This window comes from Chitinophagaceae bacterium (assembly GCA_030053935.1).
Classification (GTDB): domain Bacteria; phylum Bacteroidota; class Bacteroidia; order Cytophagales; family JASGCU01; genus JASGCU01.
The window spans coordinates 1-23,083 of record JASGCU010000015.1 but is presented as its reverse complement, the minus strand read 5'-3'; the positions used below and the strand labels follow the sequence as shown (position 1 = coordinate 23,083).

21 protein-coding genes are annotated in these 23,083 nt (G+C 33.1%); 15 read left to right on the top strand and 6 right to left on the bottom strand.

The window, feature by feature from the left end; translation table 11 throughout:
• Nucleotides 1-129: 129 nt before the first annotated feature.
• Nucleotides 130-3,117 (top strand): DUF2723 domain-containing protein, encoded by a 2,988-nt coding sequence (locus tag QM536_03185; GenBank protein ID MDI9356014.1) that lies wholly within the window; start codon nt 130-132, stop codon nt 3,115-3,117.
• Between the two features lie 177 nt (nt 3,118-3,294).
• Here the strand turns inward: QM536_03185 and QM536_03180 are convergent, their stop codons facing one another.
• Genes QM536_03180 through QM536_03170 form a run of 3 tightly spaced genes read right to left on the bottom strand, consistent with a single transcriptional unit; the run spans nt 3,295 to nt 5,485 of the window.
• Complete coding sequence (locus QM536_03180) at nt 3,295-4,356, bottom strand: DUF4837 family protein (GenBank protein MDI9356013.1); 1,062 nt, start codon at nt 4,354-4,356, stop codon at nt 3,295-3,297.
• A gap of 33 nt (nt 4,357-4,389) precedes the next feature.
• Entirely contained in the window at nt 4,390-4,989 is a 600-nt protein-coding gene (locus QM536_03175; protein ID MDI9356012.1) for a TIGR04282 family arsenosugar biosynthesis glycosyltransferase, read from the bottom strand.
• Nucleotides 4,979-5,485, bottom strand: a complete 507-nt coding sequence (locus tag QM536_03170; protein MDI9356011.1) for a rhodanese-like domain-containing protein — start codon at nt 5,483-5,485, stop codon at nt 4,979-4,981. Before QM536_03170 ends, QM536_03175 begins: the two co-directional genes overlap by 11 nt.
• 251 nt (nt 5,486-5,736) lie before the next feature.
• Here QM536_03170 and greA point away from each other — a divergent pair, with 251 nt between their 5' ends.
• Genes greA through QM536_03155 form a run of 3 tightly spaced genes read left to right on the top strand, consistent with a single transcriptional unit; the run spans nt 5,737 to nt 7,080 of the window.
• The gene (gene greA / locus QM536_03165) at nt 5,737-6,216 is read left to right on the top strand and encodes a transcription elongation factor GreA (GenBank protein ID MDI9356010.1); all 480 of its coding nucleotides are present in this window, start codon (nt 5,737-5,739) and stop codon (nt 6,214-6,216) included.
• Between the two features lie 24 nt (nt 6,217-6,240).
• Entirely contained in the window at nt 6,241-6,660 is a 420-nt protein-coding gene (locus tag QM536_03160) for a BrxA/BrxB family bacilliredoxin (GenBank protein ID MDI9356009.1), read from the top strand.
• Between the two features lie 9 nt (nt 6,661-6,669).
• On the top strand, nt 6,670-7,080 hold the full coding sequence (locus QM536_03155; protein MDI9356008.1) for a hypothetical protein: 411 nt from the start codon (nt 6,670-6,672) through the stop codon (nt 7,078-7,080).
• Between the two features lie 16 nt (nt 7,081-7,096).
• Here the strand turns inward: QM536_03155 and QM536_03150 are convergent, their stop codons facing one another.
• Together QM536_03150 and rbfA are read right to left on the bottom strand one after the other, a co-directional pair.
• A complete protein-coding gene (locus QM536_03150) occupies nt 7,097-9,019 on the bottom strand; it encodes an ATP-dependent DNA helicase RecQ (GenBank protein ID MDI9356007.1) in 1,923 nt (640 codons plus the stop codon).
• Between the two features lie 14 nt (nt 9,020-9,033).
• Complete coding sequence (rbfA, locus tag QM536_03145; protein MDI9356006.1) at nt 9,034-9,390, bottom strand: 30S ribosome-binding factor RbfA; 357 nt, start codon at nt 9,388-9,390, stop codon at nt 9,034-9,036.
• Nucleotides 9,391-10,384: 994 nt separating this feature from the next.
• Here rbfA and QM536_03140 point away from each other — a divergent pair.
• From QM536_03140 to QM536_03125, 4 genes are all read left to right on the top strand, one after another.
• Nucleotides 10,385-11,041, top strand: coding sequence for an ABC transporter ATP-binding protein (locus QM536_03140; GenBank protein ID MDI9356005.1), 657 nt, complete (start codon nt 10,385-10,387; stop codon nt 11,039-11,041).
• 16 nt (nt 11,042-11,057) lie between these two features.
• Nucleotides 11,058-11,804, top strand: a complete 747-nt coding sequence (locus QM536_03135; GenBank protein ID MDI9356004.1) for an ROK family protein — start codon at nt 11,058-11,060, stop codon at nt 11,802-11,804.
• Nucleotides 11,801-12,379: a 4Fe-4S dicluster domain-containing protein gene (locus QM536_03130; GenBank protein ID MDI9356003.1), complete on the top strand. Its 579-nt coding sequence runs from the start codon at nt 11,801-11,803 to the stop codon at nt 12,377-12,379. The genes QM536_03135 and QM536_03130 overlap by 4 nt, the downstream gene beginning before the upstream one ends.
• Before the next feature lie 255 nt (nt 12,380-12,634).
• On the top strand, nt 12,635-13,483 hold the full coding sequence (locus QM536_03125; GenBank protein MDI9356002.1) for a metal ABC transporter permease: 849 nt from the start codon (nt 12,635-12,637) through the stop codon (nt 13,481-13,483).
• A gap of 17 nt (nt 13,484-13,500) precedes the next feature.
• On the opposite strand, the gene QM536_03120 is transcribed toward QM536_03125, so the two are convergent.
• Nucleotides 13,501-15,027 carry a glycoside hydrolase family 32 protein gene (locus QM536_03120; GenBank protein ID MDI9356001.1) on the bottom strand — a complete coding sequence of 509 codons (1,527 nt, stop codon included), beginning with the start codon at nt 15,025-15,027 and terminating at the stop codon, nt 13,501-13,503.
• 467 nt (nt 15,028-15,494) lie between these two features.
• Here QM536_03120 and QM536_03115 point away from each other — a divergent pair, with 467 nt between their 5' ends.
• From QM536_03115 to QM536_03085, 7 genes are all read left to right on the top strand, one after another.
• Nucleotides 15,495-17,423, top strand: a complete 1,929-nt coding sequence (locus QM536_03115) for a T9SS type A sorting domain-containing protein (GenBank protein MDI9356000.1) — start codon at nt 15,495-15,497, stop codon at nt 17,421-17,423.
• On the top strand, nt 17,420-17,728 hold the full coding sequence (locus QM536_03110; protein ID MDI9355999.1) for a rhodanese-like domain-containing protein: 309 nt from the start codon (nt 17,420-17,422) through the stop codon (nt 17,726-17,728). Before QM536_03115 ends, QM536_03110 begins: the two co-directional genes overlap by 4 nt.
• Before the next feature lie 6 nt (nt 17,729-17,734).
• The gene (locus QM536_03105) at nt 17,735-18,544 is read left to right on the top strand and encodes a hypothetical protein (GenBank protein MDI9355998.1); all 810 of its coding nucleotides are present in this window, start codon (nt 17,735-17,737) and stop codon (nt 18,542-18,544) included.
• A gap of 12 nt (nt 18,545-18,556) precedes the next feature.
• Nucleotides 18,557-19,918 (top strand): neutral/alkaline non-lysosomal ceramidase N-terminal domain-containing protein, encoded by a 1,362-nt coding sequence (locus QM536_03100; GenBank protein ID MDI9355997.1) that lies wholly within the window; start codon nt 18,557-18,559, stop codon nt 19,916-19,918.
• Nucleotides 19,915-20,430, top strand: coding sequence for a DinB family protein (locus QM536_03095; protein MDI9355996.1), 516 nt, complete (start codon nt 19,915-19,917; stop codon nt 20,428-20,430). Before QM536_03100 ends, QM536_03095 begins: the two co-directional genes overlap by 4 nt.
• A gap of 152 nt (nt 20,431-20,582) precedes the next feature.
• Nucleotides 20,583-21,233 (top strand): DUF4159 domain-containing protein, encoded by a 651-nt coding sequence (locus tag QM536_03090; protein ID MDI9355995.1) that lies wholly within the window; start codon nt 20,583-20,585, stop codon nt 21,231-21,233.
• Nucleotides 21,234-21,784: 551 nt separating this feature from the next.
• The coding region (locus QM536_03085; protein ID MDI9355994.1) for a GLUG motif-containing protein at nt 21,785-23,083 on the top strand (1,299 nt) is incomplete at its 3' end.

Genomic DNA, 23,083 nt, shown 5'->3' with positions numbered 1-23,083 from the left:
TTACGAACACAAATGAATAATCACCAAGTATATAGCTATTTAGGTTATATTATCAATTATCATTATATTAAAATACATTTTTGTAGTTACAAATTACACTTCATACCGAAGAATCAAAATTAAAAAAAGATGCCATATCAAAAAATAAATAATATAGTGGGATGGGTTGTTTTTGGAGTAGCAACATTAGTATACTTCTTAACAGTAGAGCCGACAGCAAGTTTTTGGGATTGTGGGGAGTTCATAGCGGTATCTTATAAATTAGAAGTGCCTCACCCTCCGGGTGCACCGTTTTTTTTATTAGTAGGGCGTATTTTTAGTATGTTTGCAGGGGGAGATGTAGAAAAGGTAGCATATTGGATAAATATTTCCAGTGTTTTATTTTCGGGATTTACTATACTCTTTCTTTTTTGGAGCATAACAACCCTTGCTCATAAAATAATGGGGATAAAAAATGGGAGCGGAAGTAATCAAGAGAACATGCGTATTATTTTGGCGGGTATTATAGGAAGTTTCGCATACACATTTTCAGATAGTTTTTGGTTCAGTGCTGTAGAAGCAGAAGTATACGCAATGTCATCTTTCTTTACAGCATTTGTAGTATGGGCTTTTCTCAAATGGGAATTAATAGAAGACGAGCAAAAAGCGAATAGATGGCTCATTATGATTGCATACACAATAGGGCTTTCTATTGGAGTTCACCTTCTGAATTTAGTGACTATTCCTGCACTTGCTCTCCTCATATATTTTAAAAAAAGACAAAAAAAAACAACCCTCAAAGGCATGCTTGCAACATTTGCAATAGGTGGAGTTATACTCGTTGTAATAATGGAAGGAATTATACCAGGTCTACCCAGTATTGCGGGAAAGATAGAAGTGTTTTTTGTAAACTCATTAGGATTCCCTTTCTATTCGGGAGCTATTTTCTTTGTAATACTCTTTTTAGGAGCAATTCTTTTTGGTATTCTGTATTCTATTAAAAGCAATAATCCTATTGCCAATACCATTATGCTTTCCTTTACATTCATTATAATAGGATATTCTTGTTATACTTTGGTGCTGATACGCTCTAACTATAATACTCCCATAGATGAAAATAATCCTGAAAATCTGATTTCCTTTGTAAGTTACTTAAAAAGAGAACAGTATGGATCCAGACCTCTATTCTATGGGAATTATTACGATGCAGAATTGATAGACCAAAAAAGAGGAGCAGCTGTGTATGCAAAAGTAACCAAAAAGTCACCCGAAGAAAAAGATAGATACGAAATAGTAGATTATAAACTGGAACAAAAATATGACCCAAAGAGATCTACTATTTTACCACGTATGTATGTATCAGGAAGCGATGCCGAGTATAGACAAATAGTAGGGTTAAAAGAAGGAGAGAGCCCAAGTTTTTCACATAATATTATCTATCTATTCAAACACCAAATAGGGCACATGTATATGCGATATTTTATGTGGAATTTTGCAGGACGAGAGAGTGATATTCAAAATGCAGGATGGGTTACCCCATTAGATGCTTTGAAAAAACTACCCGAAGAACTCAAAAAAAATAAAGCTCGTAATAATTACTTGATGATACCATTCTTATTAGGAATTATAGGACTTTTTTACCATCAAAAAAAAGATAAAAGAACATTCTCCGTAGTTATGATGCTGTTTTTAATGACAGGGCTCATACTCATCGGCTATTTAAACCCTCCACCAGTAGAACCAAGAGAACGAGATTATATATACGTAGGTTCCTTTTATTTTTTTGCTCTATGGATAGGATTCAGTGTATTAGCTATCTCTGAATTCCTTTCAAAATTTTTTAAGAACAAATACACACCTATTGTGGTATCGCTATTCCTTACAGCGCCCTGCCCTATACTTATGGCAAAAGAAAATTGGGATGACCACAATAGATCTCATAGATATTTTTCTGTAGATTCTGCAAAGAATTTTTTAGCATCTTGTGCTCCCAACGCCATCTTATTTACAGGTGGAGATAATGATACTTTCCCCCTTTGGTACGTCCAAGAAGTAGAAGGATTCCGAACCGATGTCAGAGTCGTAGTTTTAAGCTATTTTAACACGGATTGGTACATAGAACAAATGTATAGAGATGCCTATCTTTCAAAACCATTTCCTTTCTCCCTTGACCCCCTTAATTATAGACAAGGCGGACCAAATGATTTTGTAGTAGTACAAGAAATGGAATCTCTCAAAAACAATTCTATATCCCTTACCCAATACCTCAAATTAGTAAAAGAAAATCACCCAGCTATACTTGTTACTAATAGTATCAGCTCTTATAATTCTATTCCTACCAAACAAGTATTCGTAGATGTAGATACAGCAGACGTGAGGAAAAAAAATATCGTACCTGCTTATCTTCAAGAAATGGTCGCTGATAAATTTTCTATCAACATATCTGGTAGAATTTTAGAAAAAAAAGACCTTGCTATATTAGATATCATCAATACCAATAAATGGGAAAGACCCATATATTTTAATCTGACTTCTCTTTCAGGGATTGGACTCAATCTCAAAGGATCAGTAATCCAAGAAGGGACTGTCTATAGGTTATTACCTCTTAATGTGCCAAGCGAAAAAACAACTCTCGTCAACCCCGAGGTAATGTATGATAATCTTATCAACAAATGCTATTGGAGAGGATTACAAGACCCCAATGTCTACCTCACAGAGGACTATAGAAATTTTGTACTCAATAGCAGATCCGTGTTCAATGTATTAGCAGAAGTATTAGTGCAAGATAACCAAAAAGAAAAAGCAAAAACCGTACTCCTCAAATCCTTAGAATTTATGCCCGATACCTCTATTATGTACGACCATTTTACTCTACGATTAGTAAGCTTATTATTAGAAGTAGATGAACGAGAAAAAGCTATAAAAATAGCAGAAACTATGAGCAAACGAGCCGATGAAATGCTGATTTACTTCAAAGATAATACCACTATGGATCCAAATGAAGTCCAAAAAAATATTATCATTCTCAACGAACTCTCCCAAATGTTCAAACAAATCCAAGAAAACCAACTCGCAACCAAATACGAAGAACTGTTTAGAAAACACTATGAAGTATTTCAAAAACGAATGGAACTGTAAGTAGTGTCTGCAAGTAGAGACGAATGCATTACGTCTCTACTATTGGTTTTTAAGGGATACAGTTTTAGGATTTGAATTTTTAGAACCCCTCTATATATACAAAAACACAATATATCATCTCATATAATGTATTGAATGCATTTACTACTCAAGGTTGTAGAGGTTTTCTTGCAGGTACTACTTACGAGTAGAAAAAGTTTGCAGGATTACTTTCAGCTCACGCATCAGTTCACGTTTATCTTTTGCGGGAGCATCTACATACCCCTCTATATAATAGAGATTATGGGACAAAGAGTCCACAAACGTATAGCTGATAAATGCTCCGCCACGGGAGTTATCGCTTAATTTCCACATACCTTTTGTTTCTACTGCATATTTTTTTTGAAAATTTACCTCTGTGAACAGAAAGGGTAATACATTTTGATTTGTCATATAGATATTTTTCTTCTCGGGGTCTACTATCCATTGCTCCACTATTCTCTTCCGCAGAGCATCAGCTTGCTTAAAAACCCTTGCATCTGTATAGGGTTCATAATAGCAGAAGATATTCTTATCTATCTCTGCACCAAGCGTTCTAAACCAGACAAAGTTTTTTTCATTTTTCACCTGTATATAAGAAACGGGGATACTCATCGAAAAGGCATGATCTTTTTGTAAGGCAGAAGCGATTTCTGTATTTGGAGAACGAAAAAGCTCCTCTGCTAATCTTTCCTCTTCTTTGGAGTTAAATCTTTCTTGCAAAAGATGCTTATTTTTTTGTATTTTTCGTATTAAAAAAAGCTCTTCATTGCCAACTAAAAACATAACAAATTGCCCTCTTGCAAAAAGATCTGTTTGAGAAAAAGTGTAGATAGAGGTATCTTGCTGTATTCTTTCTAAAAGTTTTGAATCAAAAAGATTTTTGAAAAAAGCACGAGAACTATTATTTCTATGGAGTGTTCCCGCAAAGAGAATATTTTTGGAATTTTTTAATACAGAATTGAGTTGACTCGGATGTACATGCCTTATATGAAATACGGGTTCGGGACGAGGTAATCCTATAAGAGATTCAAAGAAAACTTTTTTAATTTCCAAACCCAAACTTGCCTGCCACTCCGTACTGTCCATAACGATGAGTAATTCTCCCGCATCACCCCTCGCTTTTGGAAGGGTAGAGGTATTTCTTTTTTCTTTTCCATTATTTTGTTTTTCAGAACAAGAAAAAATGAGCATTGCAAAAATTATATATAAGTATCTCATAAAAAATAAATTATTTGTTTTTATAAAAAAATATTATTCCAATTGACTTTTTAAAAAGAGATTCATATCTTTCTCCTCGTCTACATCAGACAAGGGAGGAAGTAAAGAATAAGAATGCCCACCTGTGTTAATGATATCTAGGGTTGTATGTAATACCGTTTCGGTAGACCATTGGATATTTTCAAAAATATCTTTGAAAAAAAAACGCATTCCTAAAAGATAGTATCCACCATCATAAGCGGGTCCTAAAACAAAATCTTCCTCTCTCAAAAATGCCTCTTCCACCGTGAGAGAATCTAAATCATAACAATCACTCCCTATAATACATACTTTTTCATATCCTTGCAAAAACTCGTTTTGTATCGCATTCCGCATTCTTTCTCCTAATGTTTTCCCGTTCTGAAGTTTTTTAGTGTATATCGGGAGTAAAAAAATATCTTCTTTTTCTATGAAATCGGAATAATAAACCACTTTATCACAAAAAATGTTTTCGACTATATTTTTTGTTTTTTCCAGTAAGATTCTATATATTTTGAGAGCATTTTTGTTACCTATAGAATGGGCAAGGCGGGTTTTCACTTTTCCTTCTATGGCATTTTTTACAAATATAATAAGTATGTTTTTATTCTTCATAGACCTTTATTCCTTTATTTACCCAACGACTCCATTCTTTGTTATAGGTATGAATGCTATCTGTTATTTTTTCATTCGAAGAATAGAGTGGGAAAGAAGCATTTTTCCATGCAAAGATTCCTCCGTAGAGGTGGGCTACATTTTTGAATCCTAAGCGAAGAAGTTTTTCTCCCGTTTTCTCACTCCTGTATCCTACCGCACAGTAGAGTATTATAATATCATTTTTAGATATTTTTTGCACCTGTGAAGGATGAAAAGATTCATACTCTACCAGGATGGATTTTTGTACATGGCTCACTCTATATTCTTTTTTACTTCGGATATCGAGCAAGAATATTTTTCTCTCCCCCATAAGCATATTCAAAGAATCTGCAGATATGGTAGGCACAGTTCCTGAATACAGATTTTTCAAAAGAGAGTAAAAATCCTCTTGTTGCCCTTCTTGACACAAAACAGGAAGTAATAAAAGACAGAATGTTTTGAAAAGAGATTGCATAATAATTTTTGAGAGAATAGAAACAAGTTTTATGTAATTGAAGTTCTGTAAACTATAAAAAATATACTTAAATGGGCTTATTGAGTATAAAACTATTATTTTTTATTTGATAATTTGTATAAGAACACATTTTTTAAGAAAAAGAAATTTTTTTAGTATGTAATATTATAATTTTTTTTCTAAAAGCATAAAAAGAAATAATATATGTAATATTATACTTTATTAAAATTATACTAAATAATATGATGAAAATGAAAAAATTAAATTATTATACGGGTGAAGGGTTAAAAAAATTAAAAGAAGAACTCAACCATTTAAAAAGTAAAGGAAGAATAGATATGGCAAAACAGATAGCCGAGGCAAGAGACAAAGGAGATCTGAGTGAAAATGCTGAATACGATGCAGCAAAAAATGCACAAGGATTGTTAGAATTGCGAATATCTAAATTAGAAGCACTACTCTCAAATGCTACTGTTATAGATCAATCAAAACTCAATACAGAAGTTATTTCTCTTCTGAACACAGTAAAAATTAAGAATAAAAAAACAAACACTATTATATCTTATAAATTAACTCCCGAAGAAGAATCTAATCTTACGGAGGGCAAAATATCTGTTACTTCTCCAATAGGGAAATCCCTCATAGGGAAAAAAAAAGGAGATGTAGTGACAGTAAAAGCACCAGGAGGAAATATAGAATTTGAAATTATAGAAATAAGTATTGTATTATAAATGATAACCATAAAATAAAAATAAATGTATCCAGAACAATTAATTGTCCCTATGCGAAAAGAACTGAGTTCCATAGGATTTATAGAATTAAAAACCGTTTCCTCTGTAGATGAACATTTCAAAAATCATACAGGAACTTCTTTATTAGTAGTAAATTCTGTTTGTGGATGCGCTGCTGGTGCCGCAAGACCTGGAGTAAAATTAGCAATAGCAAAATCGCCTCAAAAGCCTCAAAAACTTGTTACCGTATTTGCAGGAGGAGACATAGAAGCAACCAGTAAAGCTCGTGAGTATCTCTTACCATATCCACCCTCTTCCCCTTCTATTGCACTATTCAAAGATGGGGAATTAGTCCATTTTGTGGAAAGACACCATATTGAGGGAAGAAATGCAAATATGATAGCTGAGCATCTCATAGAAGTTTTTGAAGAACATTGCTCATAAACAAATGCAATGAAAGAGAAAAAAAGTTGGATTGAAAAATTAAACCAACAAAAAGAACCTCAAGTAAAACGAATAGAAGTTGCTTTTGCTGATATGCCCGCAGGGTCTACCATGTTTATACCTACACCAAAAATTATTGAATCCTATATAAAAAAAATAGGTTTTGGAAAAAAAACAAGTATAAAAACATTACGTCAAGATCTTGCTTGTGAAAATAATGCAGAACACACATGTCCTGTTACCACAGGGATATTTTTACGAATAGTAGCAGAGGCACACTATGAAAAATTTGCAAAAGGCGAACCCATAGAACAGATTGCTCCTTTTTGGAGAATGATTGAACCTGATAGTAACATAGCAAAAAAACTCAGTTTTGGGCAAGATTTTGTAAGACAGCAAATTTTAAAAGAAAAACAATAAAAAATAGATACCATCTCTATTGCTCCTTTTCATTGTTTTTCATTTTTTCCAATGTGTCTTTTCCTGTAATTTTTATTTCCTTTTTTTCCAATAAATCTCTTACCACCTGCTTCAGAATATCTGTATTATATTGAGAAAATATTTTTAGAACTTCGGTGTAAGATGCTTTGTTATAGGTAATACATTCAATCACTTTGGTGGTTAGTTCTTCAAACATTTTCTTCTTTTTTTGTTCAATACAAAAATCACAAGTTCCACAGGTCGTATCACTTATTTCTCCAAAGTATTCTTGTATTATTTGAGTTCTACAACGAACTCTTGTATTCGCATAATATTCCATCAGATTCATTTTTTCTATTGCTAAATCTTTTCTCATCTTTATTTTTTGAGAATGTATGGGGAGATATTGAGTCCTTTGCCTCGGCATAAGAAAAACTAATTGCGGTTTTTCTTTTTTTTTTTCATAGATAAATGCTTGCATCTGATGGAGCTGTTCTAATTTTGCAACAACCTCTTCTCTATTCATATCACTCAATTTTGCTATATCGATCTCTTTTATTTCTATAAATTCCGAAAAAATACGTCCTCCATACAGTCGTAAAATTGCTTGAATGATTTTTTCTAAGGAGATATCTTTTATTTGAAGATCATACAGATTTATTTTATTATAAAGAGAAAAAACCTTTGAGAGGGTAAAAAAACTTTCATTCATCTGTATGAGATTTTCTTCTTGTAGTTTTTTGAGAGAATGCAGAGTTTGAGAAGGAGACAGTTGAAATTTTGCACAAAAATCTTCTATTTCAAAGTTATAAGAATTAAAACATCCTCCGTCCACAGGGATTTCTAAATAATCTCCGATGGATTGGTATACTCGTTTTAATATTTCTATGGGAGGAAAAGATTGTTCTATCTCTTTTTTTTTCTCTATCAGATCTATTTTTTGATATAAAAGTATTGCATAAGATTTTTTTTCATCCCTTCCTGCTCTTCCTGCTTCTTGGTAATAATATTCCAAAGAATTGGGAATATCTGTATGGATGACAGTTCTCACATCACCTTTATCTATCCCCATTCCAAAGGCATTAGTTGCTACTATGACTCTTGTTTTTCCCGATGCCCAATTCTCTTGTTTTTTCGAACGAGCTTCTACGGGTAGCCCCGCATGATAAAAATCAGCTGGTATGTTATTACGTAAAAGATATTGAGCAATAGATTTTGTTTTTTTTCGGGTGTTAACATATACAATAGAGGTGCCAGGGACGGCATTGAGAATGTCTAACATTTTTTTTGGTTTATCTTCTACTTCAAAAACAGAATAAGAAAGGTTTTTTCTTGCGAAACTCTTACGAAAGATCGCAGGGTCTTTCATTTCTAATTTTTCCACAATATCTTGTTGAACGATAGGTGTAGCAGATGCGGTGAGAGCAATAGTAGAGATGGGATTAATAAGGGGCTTTACATCTGATATACGAAGGTAAGGAGGTCTAAAATCATATCCCCATTGAGAAATGCAATGTGCCTCATCTATTGCTAAAAAATTGATTTTTATTTTTTTTATATACTCCCCAAAAACATCTGTTTGTAATCTTTCGGGGGATATATATAAAAATTTGATTTTGCCTTCTATACAATGGGAGAGAATCATTTCTATTTGCTTATAGCTCATTCCGGTATAAATATGCTCTGCGGAGATATTTCTTTTTTTGAGATTCATGACTTGGTCTTTCATCAGGGCAATAAGGGGTGATACTACTAAGCACATACCATCTACACACAGAGCAGGGATTTGAAAGCAAAGCGATTTGCCACCACCCGTTGGCAAGAGCGCTAAAGTATCTTTCCCATCAAGACAACTCTGTATAATTGCCCCTTGAACGTCTCTGAAAGAAGTGTAACCATAGTATTGCTGTAAAACATCAAGTGGATTCTTTACTACCATCGACAAGGTACTTTTTAAGAAGAAGGGATTTCCAAACTCTGTATGAGTTTATCCATATACTCGGCATTATCATCGGTATCATCTTTGAAAAAGAATAATTGTGGTATGACACGCACCTGTGTTTTTATTCTCTGCCCTAGTAATTTTCGGATAATGTTTTTGTGAGAATTGAGGAGTTCTAAGGTCTGCGAGGTCTCTTTTACCAAAAACATACTGATGTGAATCCTTGCCATTAAAAGATCGGGGGTTATTCTTACTCCTGTGACGGTGATAAAGGTATTTCCCAAATAGTGTTTAAAATCATTTTGAAAGATGATACTTATTTCTTTTTGAATAAGTCGGTTATATTTTTGCTGTTTTGTGGTTTCCATAGAGTATTGATGGTGTGTAAAGTATATGCGTATAATACATTGAAAAAATAAAACTATGCAGTATACTAAAAAAACTGTTATAAATAAAAATAAGCTAAGCGGAGGTATAAAAAAATCATTTTTTATTATAAGGAAACAAAGAAGAGATCTTTTTAAGACACCCCTTGTTATTTTTTAATACCAATGTTTTTATTTATTTTTATTTTATGAAAGAATAATTTTATTGTAATATAGAATGCAAACTATTTATATTTCTTATTTTTTAATAAAAAAATGAATTTTATGTTTTTTAAAAACAAATAAAAATGTAAAATAAAAAACGGAATGAAAAAAAGTTATTTTATTTTTTATATATTTTAATTGTATAGTTCATAATTAAACACATACTGATATGATGTAGAAATCCTTTCCCACTTCCACAGCACTGAAAAATATGAAAGAAAATAATAGAAGCATATCTGACAAACAAAGAAAAACAAGAATATATTCTCAATAGATTCTATCAAGAATAATATATAACCACCAGCAATTAATAAAAAAATTTGTTATCTGCAAAAAAGGAACTTAATAATCAAATTAACTATTTAAATAATTTATATTATTTTTGCGAAAAAGTAAATAACAATGGTAAACGAAAGAAAAACTGAAAATATTGTCCGCACTCAAGTTCTATATAAAAAAATGAAATACAGATAACATATAACAGCCAATAATTACCTGCTTATGAGATAATTGAAACAGAAGTGCATTTTTTAACGAAAGTGTTATTAATCAAGTAACTACAGAAAAAGAATTCAAAAAGAAGAACTGAAAAAGTAGTTCGATAGGGATTACAAATGTTAGAAGTAATGAATACCAGATAGAACTATTCAAAAAACTCTAAAACTTACAGGTACACAAATGCAAATTCTCAAGACGGAATAGAAAAATAAACTTTCTGTTGGAGAAATTATAGGTACTTTGAACACATTATTAAAATACTAAAAAAATAAATATGATACTTCAAGCATCGGGGATATACAAAAGCTACGGTAATGTAGAAGTCCTAAAAAATATACATTTAGAAATAAAACCATCAGAAATTATATCCATAGTAGGAGCTTCAGGAGCAGGGAAAAGCACACTATTGCACATATTAGGCACTTTAGATTCCCCTGATAAAGGAAATATATACATAGAAGGAAAGGATATCACTCACATGAATAAAAAAGACATAGCCGCATTTCGTAATACGAAAATCGGATTTATATTCCAATTTCATAATCTACTACCAGAATTCACTACATTGGAAAATGTTTGTATGCCAGGTTATATTGCTAAAAAAAATAAAAAAGAAATAGAAAAAAGAGGGAAGGAACTATTAGATATATTGCACATCAAAAATAAAGATAAGAATAAAATTCACGAATTATCGGGAGGAGAACAACAACGAGTGGCAATAGCAAGGGCATTGATAAATAACCCATCTCTTGTTTTTGCCGATGAACCGAGCGGAAACTTAGATTCTCATAATGCCGAAGAACTCCATAAATATATCCTTACTATGAGAAATACATTTCACCAAACATTTATAATAGTGACACATAATAAAGAACTAGCCACTATGGCGGATAGAACAATAGAAATAAAAGATGGTTTTTGCATTCAATAAATAAACATAAATATATATGATAATATTAGGAATAGATGTAGGAGGTACAGGAATAAAAGGAGGATTAGTAGATACCAAATTAGGAAAAATAATTACCGAAAAAAAACGAGTACTCACCCCTTCCCCCAGCACCCCTGAGACAATAACAAAAAGTATCTCAGAAATAATAGAACATTTTCAATGGGAAAAAAAAGCAATAGGATGTGGATTCCCCGCATCTGTAAAAGGAGGAATAGTGAGAAACGCTTCTAACATAGATAAAACATGGATAGGAGTAAATGTAGCGGAATACATAAAGAACACCACTCAATGTCCTACTTACATAGTAAATGACGCAGATGCCGCAGGTATAGCCGAAATAAAATTTGGAAATATACCGAAAGAACTAAAAACAATCCTTTTTATAACTATCGGAACAGGAATAGGCAGTGCTTTATTTGCTAAAAAAAGATTAGTCCCCAATACAGAACTTGGGCATATTATAATCGATGGAAAAGATGCAGAAACATATATTTCTAATGCGGTAAGAGAACGAGAAAAACTCAGTTGGGAAGAATGGGGAAAAAGATTTTCCCTCTATCTGAATAGATTAGAATTTCTATTTTGGCCCGATGCTTTTATTCTAGGAGGAGGTATTAGCAAAGAATTTTATCAATTCTCCCCATTTATAAAAACAGAAGTCCCTGTTATTCCTGCTACCCTTAAAAATCAAGCAGGTATCATAGGAGCAGCGCTTTATGCCGAAAAAAAACTAAAAAAATGAAACTACTCTCCGCATCTTATTTTCAAAACATATACGAAGCTCTCAAAACATCTCTCTCTTCTTTATCAATTACATTCTCCCATCTTAAACAATGTTACAAAAGATGGGCATACACCAGTATGACAGAAAATAACTATTTTGCAAAAAACACAGGAATCGTTACCCTCCAATACCCAAATGAAAGGCTACCTGTCCCCGAAAGAGGAAGATATAAACTCCATAACGAAATTGAAGACTGCATCGTCTGTGATAAATGTGCAAAAATATGCCCCGTGGATTGTATAGAAATAGAACCAATACGCTCCCCAACAGAGTTTGGAAAAACCTCTAACGGAAGCTCCAAAAGAATATACGCCGCAAAGTTTAATATAAACATGGCTCAGTGCTGCTTTTGTGGACTCTGCACAACCGTATGCCCTACGGAATGTCTGACAATGACAAACGAATACGACTTTAGCACCTCTGATATAACCGAGCATAATGTTCCATTTTCTCAAATGACCCCTTTAGAAATCATAGAAAAAAAAGCAATATGGGAAGCATTTCAAGCAAAGAAACAAACCTCCCAAATGTAATACATACAAAGAATAGGTCTAAAAATCAAGTTTTAGAACCCTTATATACCTTATAGAGTGAAAAAATATATGAAACATTTTTCGAATACCATAATTCATATAAGAATTATAAGAAAATATAAGAACCTTTTTAATGTAATAATAACAAAATTATAGAAAAAGCTTGTATTATGAGCAATATATTTTTTTGAGGTTCTGGTTTCACAAAAAAATAGTTGTGTAATGCAAATAAAATGTGTTCTAAAAAATAAACAAATGGAATCCTTTTACATTATTTTAACAGGCACTTTAGTGTCCATATCTTGTGGGCTTTTGGGTTGTTATCTCGTTTTAAGAAAAGTTGCGATGATAGGAGATGCCATTGCTCATTCTATTTTGCCGGGTATCGTGGGTATGTATTTATTGTCAGGAAGTAGAAACCCAATAACAATGCTTATCGGGGCTATGCTCATTGGTATTTTTACTACTGCCACTATAGAATTTCTACAAAGAAAAGTCCATATACAGTCAGATGCGTCTATAGGGGTTGTTTTTACTTCTTTTTTTGCGGTGGGTATTATTATGATTTCTCTTTATGCGAATAAAGTAGATTTAGACCAGGATTGTGTTCTCTATGGAGAAATATCTTCTGTCCCATTGGACGTATGGATAACGGAGAGGGGTTCCAATATGGGACCCAGAGTTTTATATATATTAGGAGCGGTGGCTCTCATAGTAATTGGGTTCATCAAAATATCTTATAGAGCGTTATTTCTGACGAGTTTTGATGTGGGGTTTGCAAGTAGTTTGGGAGTGAAAGTATCTATTTGGCATTATCTTTTAATGGGAATGGTTTCTTTTACTACCGTGACTTCTTTTGAATCCGTAGGGTCGGTTTTGGTAGTAGGGTTTCTCATAATACCTCCATCTACCGCATATCTGCTTACAAATTCCCTCAAAAACATGTTATATATTACTTGTGTGATTGGGCTTATAGATTCTGCTGCTGGTTATTATTTAGCAAAATTTTTTAATGGCTCTGTATCAGGTGCAATAATGAGTGTAGCCGGCTTCCTGTTCTTACTAGTATTTATTTATACAGAAATAAAAAAAAAAAAATTGTAAACAAAAATGCAATAGTGCTATTTCTTATGCTTTGCTTCAAAGGGTGAACGGAGAGGGGTAATAGTAATATTTTTCACCGAATGTGTATCTAAAAACTCTATAAAATGAAATGGCTCTGTTGGGAAAAATGTTTCTGTCATCACTAATTCTCCATCATTAAAAAATGCTTCTACGGATGTTTTATCCAAAAAGAGAGTTATTGTGGATACACTTCTATCAAGATGTAGAGCGTTTGTATCTGCAAAATCTGCTTGAAAATCTATTATTCCCGATTGTTTTCTATCAAAATAAAGAGAAGTATCAGTAAAAGTAAATGATATTTTCTCTTCTTTATTGTTGCCGATAGAGAAAATAAAATCTTTGTTTTTTTCTTTGAGAATGGTTATATCTATTTGAGAACAAGAACTTATATTCATACGAGATTCTATTTCTTGCGAAGGAACGGATATTGCTTTTTCTCGCATGGTTTCTATTTCTTGCACAGGTTGAGATATAAGAATAGGTTCCCCGCCTCTTTGTTTTATATGAAGTGTGCGTGGAATGGTCATAGAACTTCTCCAACCCTCAGTAGGAACTACTTGAGAGTATTTCCAATTGCTCATCCACCCAAAAAATATTTTTCTACCGTCTGATTCGGGAATATTCCCCCAGGTGACCCCAGCATAATTATCTCTTCCTGCGTCTAACCATTTTGTTTTTGATGGAGCAGAAAGTGCTGTAAAAGTTTTTCCATCAAAATTTCCTACAAAGTATTGTGTTGCTGAACCTCCCTTAGGCGCACCTGGGTTTATACTTACCAATAATACCCAATATGTTTTTTGAGTATCCATATCCACAAGTGGGAATAAATCAGGACATTCCCATACTCCGCCATGCCATCCAAATGTATGTCCAAATTCGCTTTCTAGTCCCCATTCTTTTAAGTTTTTTGAACTATAAAAATTGATATGGTCACCTACCGCTAAGGACATAATCCATTTTTTTTGAGGTGAAAACCAAAATACTTTGGGATCTCTAAAATCTTTTAAGCCGGGATTATCCAGGACAGGGTTATGAGCATATTTATTCCATGTATATCCTCCATCATTGCTGTAAGCAATACTTTGACATTGTGAAAAAAAATCTCCTGCTCTTTCACGTTCCATATTATGATGGGTAAAAATAGCAACTATGGGTGGATTTTCCGCACTTCCAAAACCCGAAGTGTTTTCTATATCTACTACTGCCGACCCTGAAAATATATATCCTAAACTATCGGGATACAAAGCTATGGGAAGATGCTTCCATGAAACAAGGTCGTTACTTACCGCATGTCCCCAGTGCATCGGCCCCCAAACAGTACTATCAGGATAGTACTGATAAAATAGATGGTACTCTTTTTTATAAAAAAACATTCCATTAGGGTCATTCATCCATCCAATAGGGGGAGTAAAATGATAACCAGGTCTATATTTCTCTACAGAGGAGTGTTCCGCTTTCTTTTCAGAACATTGAAAAGATAAACTCACACAAAGCAACAGCACAAATATTTTTACTCTATACATATTATTTCATTATGAATTATTATAATTATGAATTTTAAATGGTAAGATATGAATTATTTTTGTAATTATGAGTTTTTTGATGAAAAATAGGTGTAGAAAATGCAATAATTATATTTTTTTGATAACCATATTTGATAGTTATATAGAAATATAGTTTTTCTCTGTTCGTTATGAATTGCATAAAATAAATAATAAATTCCATAATCTACTTTTAACATTTACTAAGTTCTCTACGACTATATTTGACGCAAGTTGATTAAAAAAGTATTCATCGGCAATTATATATTATAGAAGAGTTCTTATAATTCTTATATGGTTATTTTAAATAGACATAAATAAATGAAAATTGCACAAAAAAAGTTTCATTTTAATAAATATTTTTCCAAAACTGCTTCTTTTTATTTTTTTTTATATTTTGGCACTGCTTACTATTTACACATTTACATATTCATTACGTTTTTTCACAAATGCGACTTGCACATTTCCTGTTGTTTTTTTTCTCTGTCACTTTCTCTTATGCTCAATTAGAACAGAAGCATTTGCGTTCTTCCTCGTATAGTTCGGCGAGAGTGGCAGAGCAATCCGTAGATACATTATTACTTCCTTTTTGGGATGACTTTTCTACGAGTAGCTATTCCGTAGATAGCACTCTTTGGATGTATGGAATAGATGTATTTGTAAATCCTACCTTGGGAATTAATCCTCCTACTATCAATGTAGCGTCTTTTGATGGGGTAAGAGGTGACGGAACTCCTCATAATTCGGGAAGTAATACTCCCCAAAAGGGAGATAGTTTGGTTTCTAAACCTATAAATCTTGCTCTGGTGTCTGTTCAAAATAGAAGCACAGTATATTTTAGTTTTTTTTGGCAGGTAAAAGGGATTGCAGAACTTCCCGATGAAACGGATTCGTTCTCACTTTTATTTTTTAACAAGCAAAAACAATGGGTAACGGTTTGGAAAATGCAAGGAGGACGAGAAAACGCTAAAGAAACTTTTACTCAAGAAATAATACCTATACTTCAAGATCAATTTTTTCACCAAGGGTTTGCTTTTAAGTTTCAATTGTTAGGGAACTCTACAGGTCCTTTTGACTCATGGCACGTAGATTATATTCTTTTGAACCAAAGAAGGGACGATAATAGTATTACTCGTCTCGGCAATTATCCGAAAGAAAGAGGATCTTATTTTGATAGAGCCATTTCTACTGCTCCTACCTCTCCTTTCAAGGGCTATTATGGGATACCTATAAAGCAATTGAAAAGCACCCCACAGTATTATGCAGGCGTTTCCTCCACCCAAGTTTACAATTTGAACTCCGTGTATCAACCACTTAATTATAATGTTTGGGTTTCACAAAAAAACACGCAAGCACTCATCAAGCAACTCAATACCAATACAGAAATTCAAAATCCTGTTCTCTATGGAAAGACATTTAGGAACATATTATCAGATACACTTAACCCAAAGTTACTCCTACCCCTTATAGATACGGGAGCTTTGGTGATGCAATTAAAAACGAGCATTGTTTCCGGAGATATACCTCTTATTGATGATATAAATCCTCTCACAGCGGACACTTCTTTTGCACAAAATGTGGATTTTAGGAGAAATGATACGAGTTCCATTACGCTTTCTCTATCCGATTTTATAGCTCAAGACGATGGAATAGCAGAATATGCAGTGGGCAGAAATCAAACGAAGGGCTTATTGGCTTTGAAATTTTACATTCCTACAGGAGATTCCCTTATAGGAATGGATATTTATTTTCCACAAATCCCACCCATCCCAGAAAAACAAGCATTAGATATTCTTGCGTGGTATTCCATTGCCGATAAATTCCCCGTTGCTTCCCAAAGAATCACTGTTTCTTTTCCAAAAGAACTCAATACCTTTAAGCGGTTTCGTTTTGAGAAAGCAATATATGTAGCGGATACTTTTTACATAGGATATAAACAATATACGAACAATTGGATAGGCATAGGCTTAGATAAAAACAATGACAATGGAAAAAATATATACTATAATAACGGTCAGGCATGGGAACAAAATACTATTGTCAAAGGAACAATGATGATAAGACCTGTTTTTGCTCGTTATTCTGAACAAAGAAACCAAAATGTAAATAGACAAAATGTCATTCTCAACACTTCTCGAAATGCAGAAAGTCCGCTTATTCTCTATCCTAATCCCACGAAAGATTTTATTTATTTTTCTCAAGAACCACAAAGTATTTCTATCTATAATATATATGGACAATACATTGTACCAAAAATAGAGAGAGAACAAGGCATATATAGAGTAGATTTACAAAACATACAGAAAGGAATTTATTTTATTCAATACATTATCAATAATACAATTTACACTCAAAAAACCATACTAATAGCAGAGTGAAAACAATAACAGCAGAAGAGTTTCAAAACAAATGTACGCAAAACGACATCCTTGCAATAGATGTCCGAGAAGAATGGGAATATGCAGAATATAATATAGGTAATAGAAATATACCTCTTTACTCTCTCCCCGACCAAATCCATACATTAGAGTTATATAAAAACAAAACAATAATCCTGTATTGCAAATCAGGGAATAGAAGTAAATTAGCGATGAAATATATAGAAGAGAATGGTTTCACCAATGTAGCAGATGTAAAAGGAGGTATAACTGCTATTAGAGAACTTTTGGAATCGGAGAAGTAAGCTATTATGAGAGTATTTTTTGTTTTATATATTGGGATATCTCTTTTTTCTTTTTTTTTATCTCCAATTGCTACTGCTGGAGAACTTTTTATTACGGGAGTATACCAAGGAAAGAGTTTATTTATACAAAATCCCATAGTGAAATTTCCTCATATCTTTTGTATTTACGAAATACAAGTAAATAATAAATCAATATCCTCATATCTCTTTAAACTATCGGCTATAGAAATCAAGTTTGAAGGCATACAAAAGTTTGAACCCGTCATGGTAAAGATTCTCTATAAAGATGAATGCCGTCCTATAGTTTTGAATGCTCATGTTCTCTTTTGGCATAGCGGGTTTAGTTTTACAAGTATCAATATAACAGATACTACAGATAATACACTTTTTTTACAATGGACCACCAGAGGTGAAAAGAAAGATGCAATCTATACCATAGAAAAAATGAACGAAGGAAAATGGCAAAAAATAGACCAAATTCATGCTTTAGGAAATTTTATCAGCCAACAATATACTTATACTCTTCCTAATGAAGCAGAATTTTATAAACTACGGATACAATATGCTTTTGCAAAAGAACGCCCTCACTATTCTGAAGAAATTGAGCATATAACATATAAAGACCCTATTACTTTTTACCCACAGACAGTAAGCGACAGAATTACGTTTTCAAAAATCTGTGATTACCAAATTATAGATGCAAATGAAAACGTACTTATGCAAGGCACAGCAAAAGAAGTATATGTGAAAAAACTCCAAAAAGGCGAATATACTTTGATACTAGATACTCAAAAAGAAACTTTTTATAAAAAATAATACCGTCAATAGATGCAACCAAAGACAAAAAAAATTCTCATATTCTTTTTTCTTTTCCTATTCATTATCCCATTTTGTGTTTTCAAAAAAATAGAAAGGAGCAACTATAAAGAAAGAGATTACTATAAAAGAATGATGGTGCGTCTTGATTCTTTTCAGGGAGAAAAGCCCTCTGAAGGAGATACAATGAAAGTGGGATGGAGTAAAAAGTCCCTTTTATTTGAAAAAAAAAAACTTCCTTTAGCAGGATACGGGGTTCGAAAAGGAAATGTATATGAAACGGTAAAAGATTCTATTTTTGTAAGAACTCTTTTTTTTACCAACGGAAAGAAAGAAATATCAATTGTCTCCTTGGAACTGCTTATCGTTCCCCCTGAGGTAAGTATTGCTTTGAAAGAAAAACTTCACGAAAAAGGTTTTTCTTTCAAAGATGTTTTTCTAACCGCTACTCATACGCATAACTCTATTGGTGCTTGGGCAAAAGGCCTTGTAGGAGAACTATTTGCAGGTTCTTTTGATCCAGAAGTTGTCCATTTTATTACAGAAAGAATTATAGAAAGTATGGTAGATGCAAAAAAAAAAAAAGAAATTTCTCAAATAGGTTTTGGCTCTATAAACGCAGAAGAACTTGTCTATAATAGATTGGTAGATAGTTTGGGAACTAAAGATCCTTTTATCCGAATCATAAAAATAGAGAATCGTTCGGGAGAAAAAGCATTATTTACTTCTTTTGCAGCACATGCTACTATTTTATCTCCCTTTTTTATGGGGGTATCAGGAGATTATCCAGGAATGGTCTGCTCTGAAATAGAAAAAGATGAGAATATTGATTTTTGTTTATTCGCTGCCGGAGCAGTTGGAAGCCAAGGGTATGCTTTAGAAAAAAGTGTAGTTACCGATACCGATTTAGAAGCGTATTCAAAGCTTGTTTCCCGAAAAATCCAGACTCTTTCCGCACAAATAGACCTCAGCTATGTTCATTCTTTAACAACGGGAAAAGTAAAAATAGAACTTCCCGAAGCAAGTCCTAAAATAAGTAAGGACTATGCTCTAAAAGAATGGGTATTTCACCAAGTATTTGGAAATTATGATGCATATATAAGCTATTGTATGATAGATAAGAACCTTTTTATAGGCACTCCATGCGATTTTTCAGGGGAATTAGTAGCACATTTAGACACTATTTCTCAAAAAACAGGAAGTAATCTTATCATAACAAGCTTTAACGGAGGATATGTTGGATATATAACAAAAGACATCTGGTACGACAAAGATTCCTATGAAACAAGAACGATGAACTGGTATGGAACCGAAAACGGAAAATATTTTTCCGATATAATAACTACAATCATACAAAAAAATAACTCACAATGAAAGAACCATTACAAAATGAGTACCCTCTGTTTTTTGATTCTTATATCAAACTCATAAGAAGCAAAGATATTTGGGCTGTGTTAGAAGAACAGATAAGCTGGTTTGAATCTGCTTTTACCAATGGATATCAACAACAATGGAATTACAGATACGATGCTGAAAAATGGACCGTAAAGCAATTGGTAGGACATATAATAGACGCAGAAAGAGTATTTGTATATAGAACTCTCTCCTTTGCAAGGGGCGATAGTAAAAATCTCAACCCCTTTGACGAAAATAGTTTTGTAATACATGGAGAATTTGAAAAAAGAACCCCATCCTCTCTTGTAGAGGAAATGAGATATTTGAGACGTTCCAATATATTCTTTCTATCATCTATACCCGAAGCGTACTTAGACAATGAAGGAACAGTAAATGGAAACAGAATCACTGTCCGAAGTTTGATATATATTATTGCAGGGCATTTTGAACATCACAGAAACATACTTAAAGAAAGATACAGCATCTATTAATCATACTTCTTTTACTCTCTCGCCCCCGTTTCTTTCCGATTCTATAACTTACGTTTGGAATTTTTATGAGATTATATAGTAATATATATAATTAATAAATTCCTATTTTTAATAAAATATTTTTTAACACACAAAAAAAAACGACCTCTTTTATGAAATATATCGTATTACTTATTATTATTTTTGCAAACAATACCATATACTCCCAAGACCTTAAAATAGCCAAGCTCAAATATAGCGGCGGCGGTGATTGGTATGCAAACAAAACCGCTTTACCGAATCTGATACGTTTTTGTAACAACCATTTAGGAACGCACATTTTTGAAAAAGAAGATGTAGTAGAAGTCGGCGATATAGAGATATTTCTTTATCCATATATTTATATGACAGGGCATGGAAATGTTGTATTGAGCCAAAAAGAAGCAGAAAATATCAGAAAATACCTGATATCAGGTGGATTTTTACATATAGATGATAACTATGGCTTAGATAAATTTATCCGAAAAGAAATGAAAAAAGTATTTCCCGAACTACATTTTGTAGAATTGCCAAGTTCGCATCCCCTATTTCATCAAAAGTTCTCTTTTGATAAAGGTCTCCCCAAAATACACGAACATGACGGAAAACCACCACAAGCATTCGGAATATTCTATGAAAATAGACTCGTTTGTTTATACTCTTATGAAACAGATTTAGGCAATGGATGGGAAGACCAAACCATTCATAACGACCCCGAAGAAGTAAGACAATCCGCACTCAAGATGGGAGCAAATATAATATCTTTTGTTTTTACCTCTTATTGAAAACACAAAATACATATTCTAAAAACAATCTAAAAAATAATTCTTTACACAAAATATAGAAAATAAGATGAGAGAGTCCGAAAATCCGCTTTTAGCACGTTTGTAGCTTCGTAACTCCTTGATTATCAACAGGTTTAAAATTAAATATTTGTGTAAAAAAACTTTTCGGACACCCAATGAAATTTTTACAGGAAATATTATCTCAAAATATATAAAACACCCTCGGTTCTATTTGTTTTTTTAATACTATTGCTCTACAATTTTTTTACCTATTCAGGATTGTATTCATTACTATATAGAAGCACTCAATTAAAGTTTTGAAAATTCTGATTGTTTTTTAAATACTTTCACCAAAAAAATCATAATTAATATTATGATTGATAACTTTAAAAAAAAACTGTATATTGCCCTATAATAAAAAATCAAATACATATTCACTTACATTCTTTAAAAATGGTATGCCCATCATTTTCTTAAATTCTTAAATGATGGGCATAAATAATACATTTAATAGATGTAAAACATTACGTCATAATATAATAAACACAGCTATGAATATCATAAAAAAATCACAGAGCAAGGCAACGGTTTCTCTCCTTGCTCTTTTTGTATGTGGAAATATACATGCACAAACCTATAGAGACCTTAATGGTAATGGTCTCATAGATATAAACTTTATAGAACAATTAGATTCTATGAGATATAACCTCACAGGCACTTGTAGTCCATCTACCTGCAATGGATATGAACTGAGGAGAAATTTGAACTTTAATACTGCTGCTTCTTACAGATCAGGAACTGTCAATACCACTTATACTACAGGAAGTGGATGGAATCCTATTAATGGTTTTGAAGGCACTTTTCATGGGAATGATAGCACTATTTCTAATCTTTTCATTGACCGCCCTGGTACCGATCAAGTAGGATTCTTTGGAGCGATGAGCTCAAGTCAAACCAGTGCTATTAGAAACCTAGGATTACTCAATGTAAATATAAGAGGACAAGATTATACGGGGAGTTTAGTAGGTGCTCATGTAGGAAACATAACCCGCTGCTTTACTACAGGAACAGTAAATGGTAACGATAATACAGGTGGTTTGGTTGGATTCAATGGAGGAGTTGATTGGAGCAGCTTTTTCCCAAGTTCTATTACCCAGAGCTACACCAATGTATCGGTAACTGGCTCTAATAGAGTAGGAGGTTTTGTTGGAGTCAATGAATATGGTTCATCTATTACTCAGAGATGTTATGCAACAGGAAATGTAATAGGAATATTCTTTGTCGGCGGATTTGTTGGTGTCACTGCTAATAATGCAGTTATCAGTGAATGTTATGCAAGTGGGACAGTAACAGGTAGAGATGACCTTGGGGGATTTGCAGGGCATTTTACCCAGGCTATCGACGGCGGTAGTGTAAATAATATATTTTGGAATGATGCTCGTAGTATAGGAATAGGAAATACTTCGAATTTCAGTGGAGTAGCATTACCTGCAAGTGCATTCCAAAGTAATGGATTTGATAATTATCCACAGAATATTACCTTTACTCTTTCTCCATCTCTGAAAACGTATGGGGATACTCTGTTTACTATTACACCCGCCATAGTAAGTTCGGGATTAGCGGTTCAGTATTCCACCACTAATACGAATATTGCAAGTATAAATGGAACGTCTGTCAGTATCAATGGAGCAGGAATGGTCTCCATAATTGCATACCAGACGGGAAATGCAAATTATTCAGCAGCCACCTCTGTTTCTCGAATACTTACAGTAAACCAAGCGAGTCAGAGTATTAATTTTGGAATATTACCTCTCAAGACCTTTGGAGACGGTGCATTTACCCTTACTGCT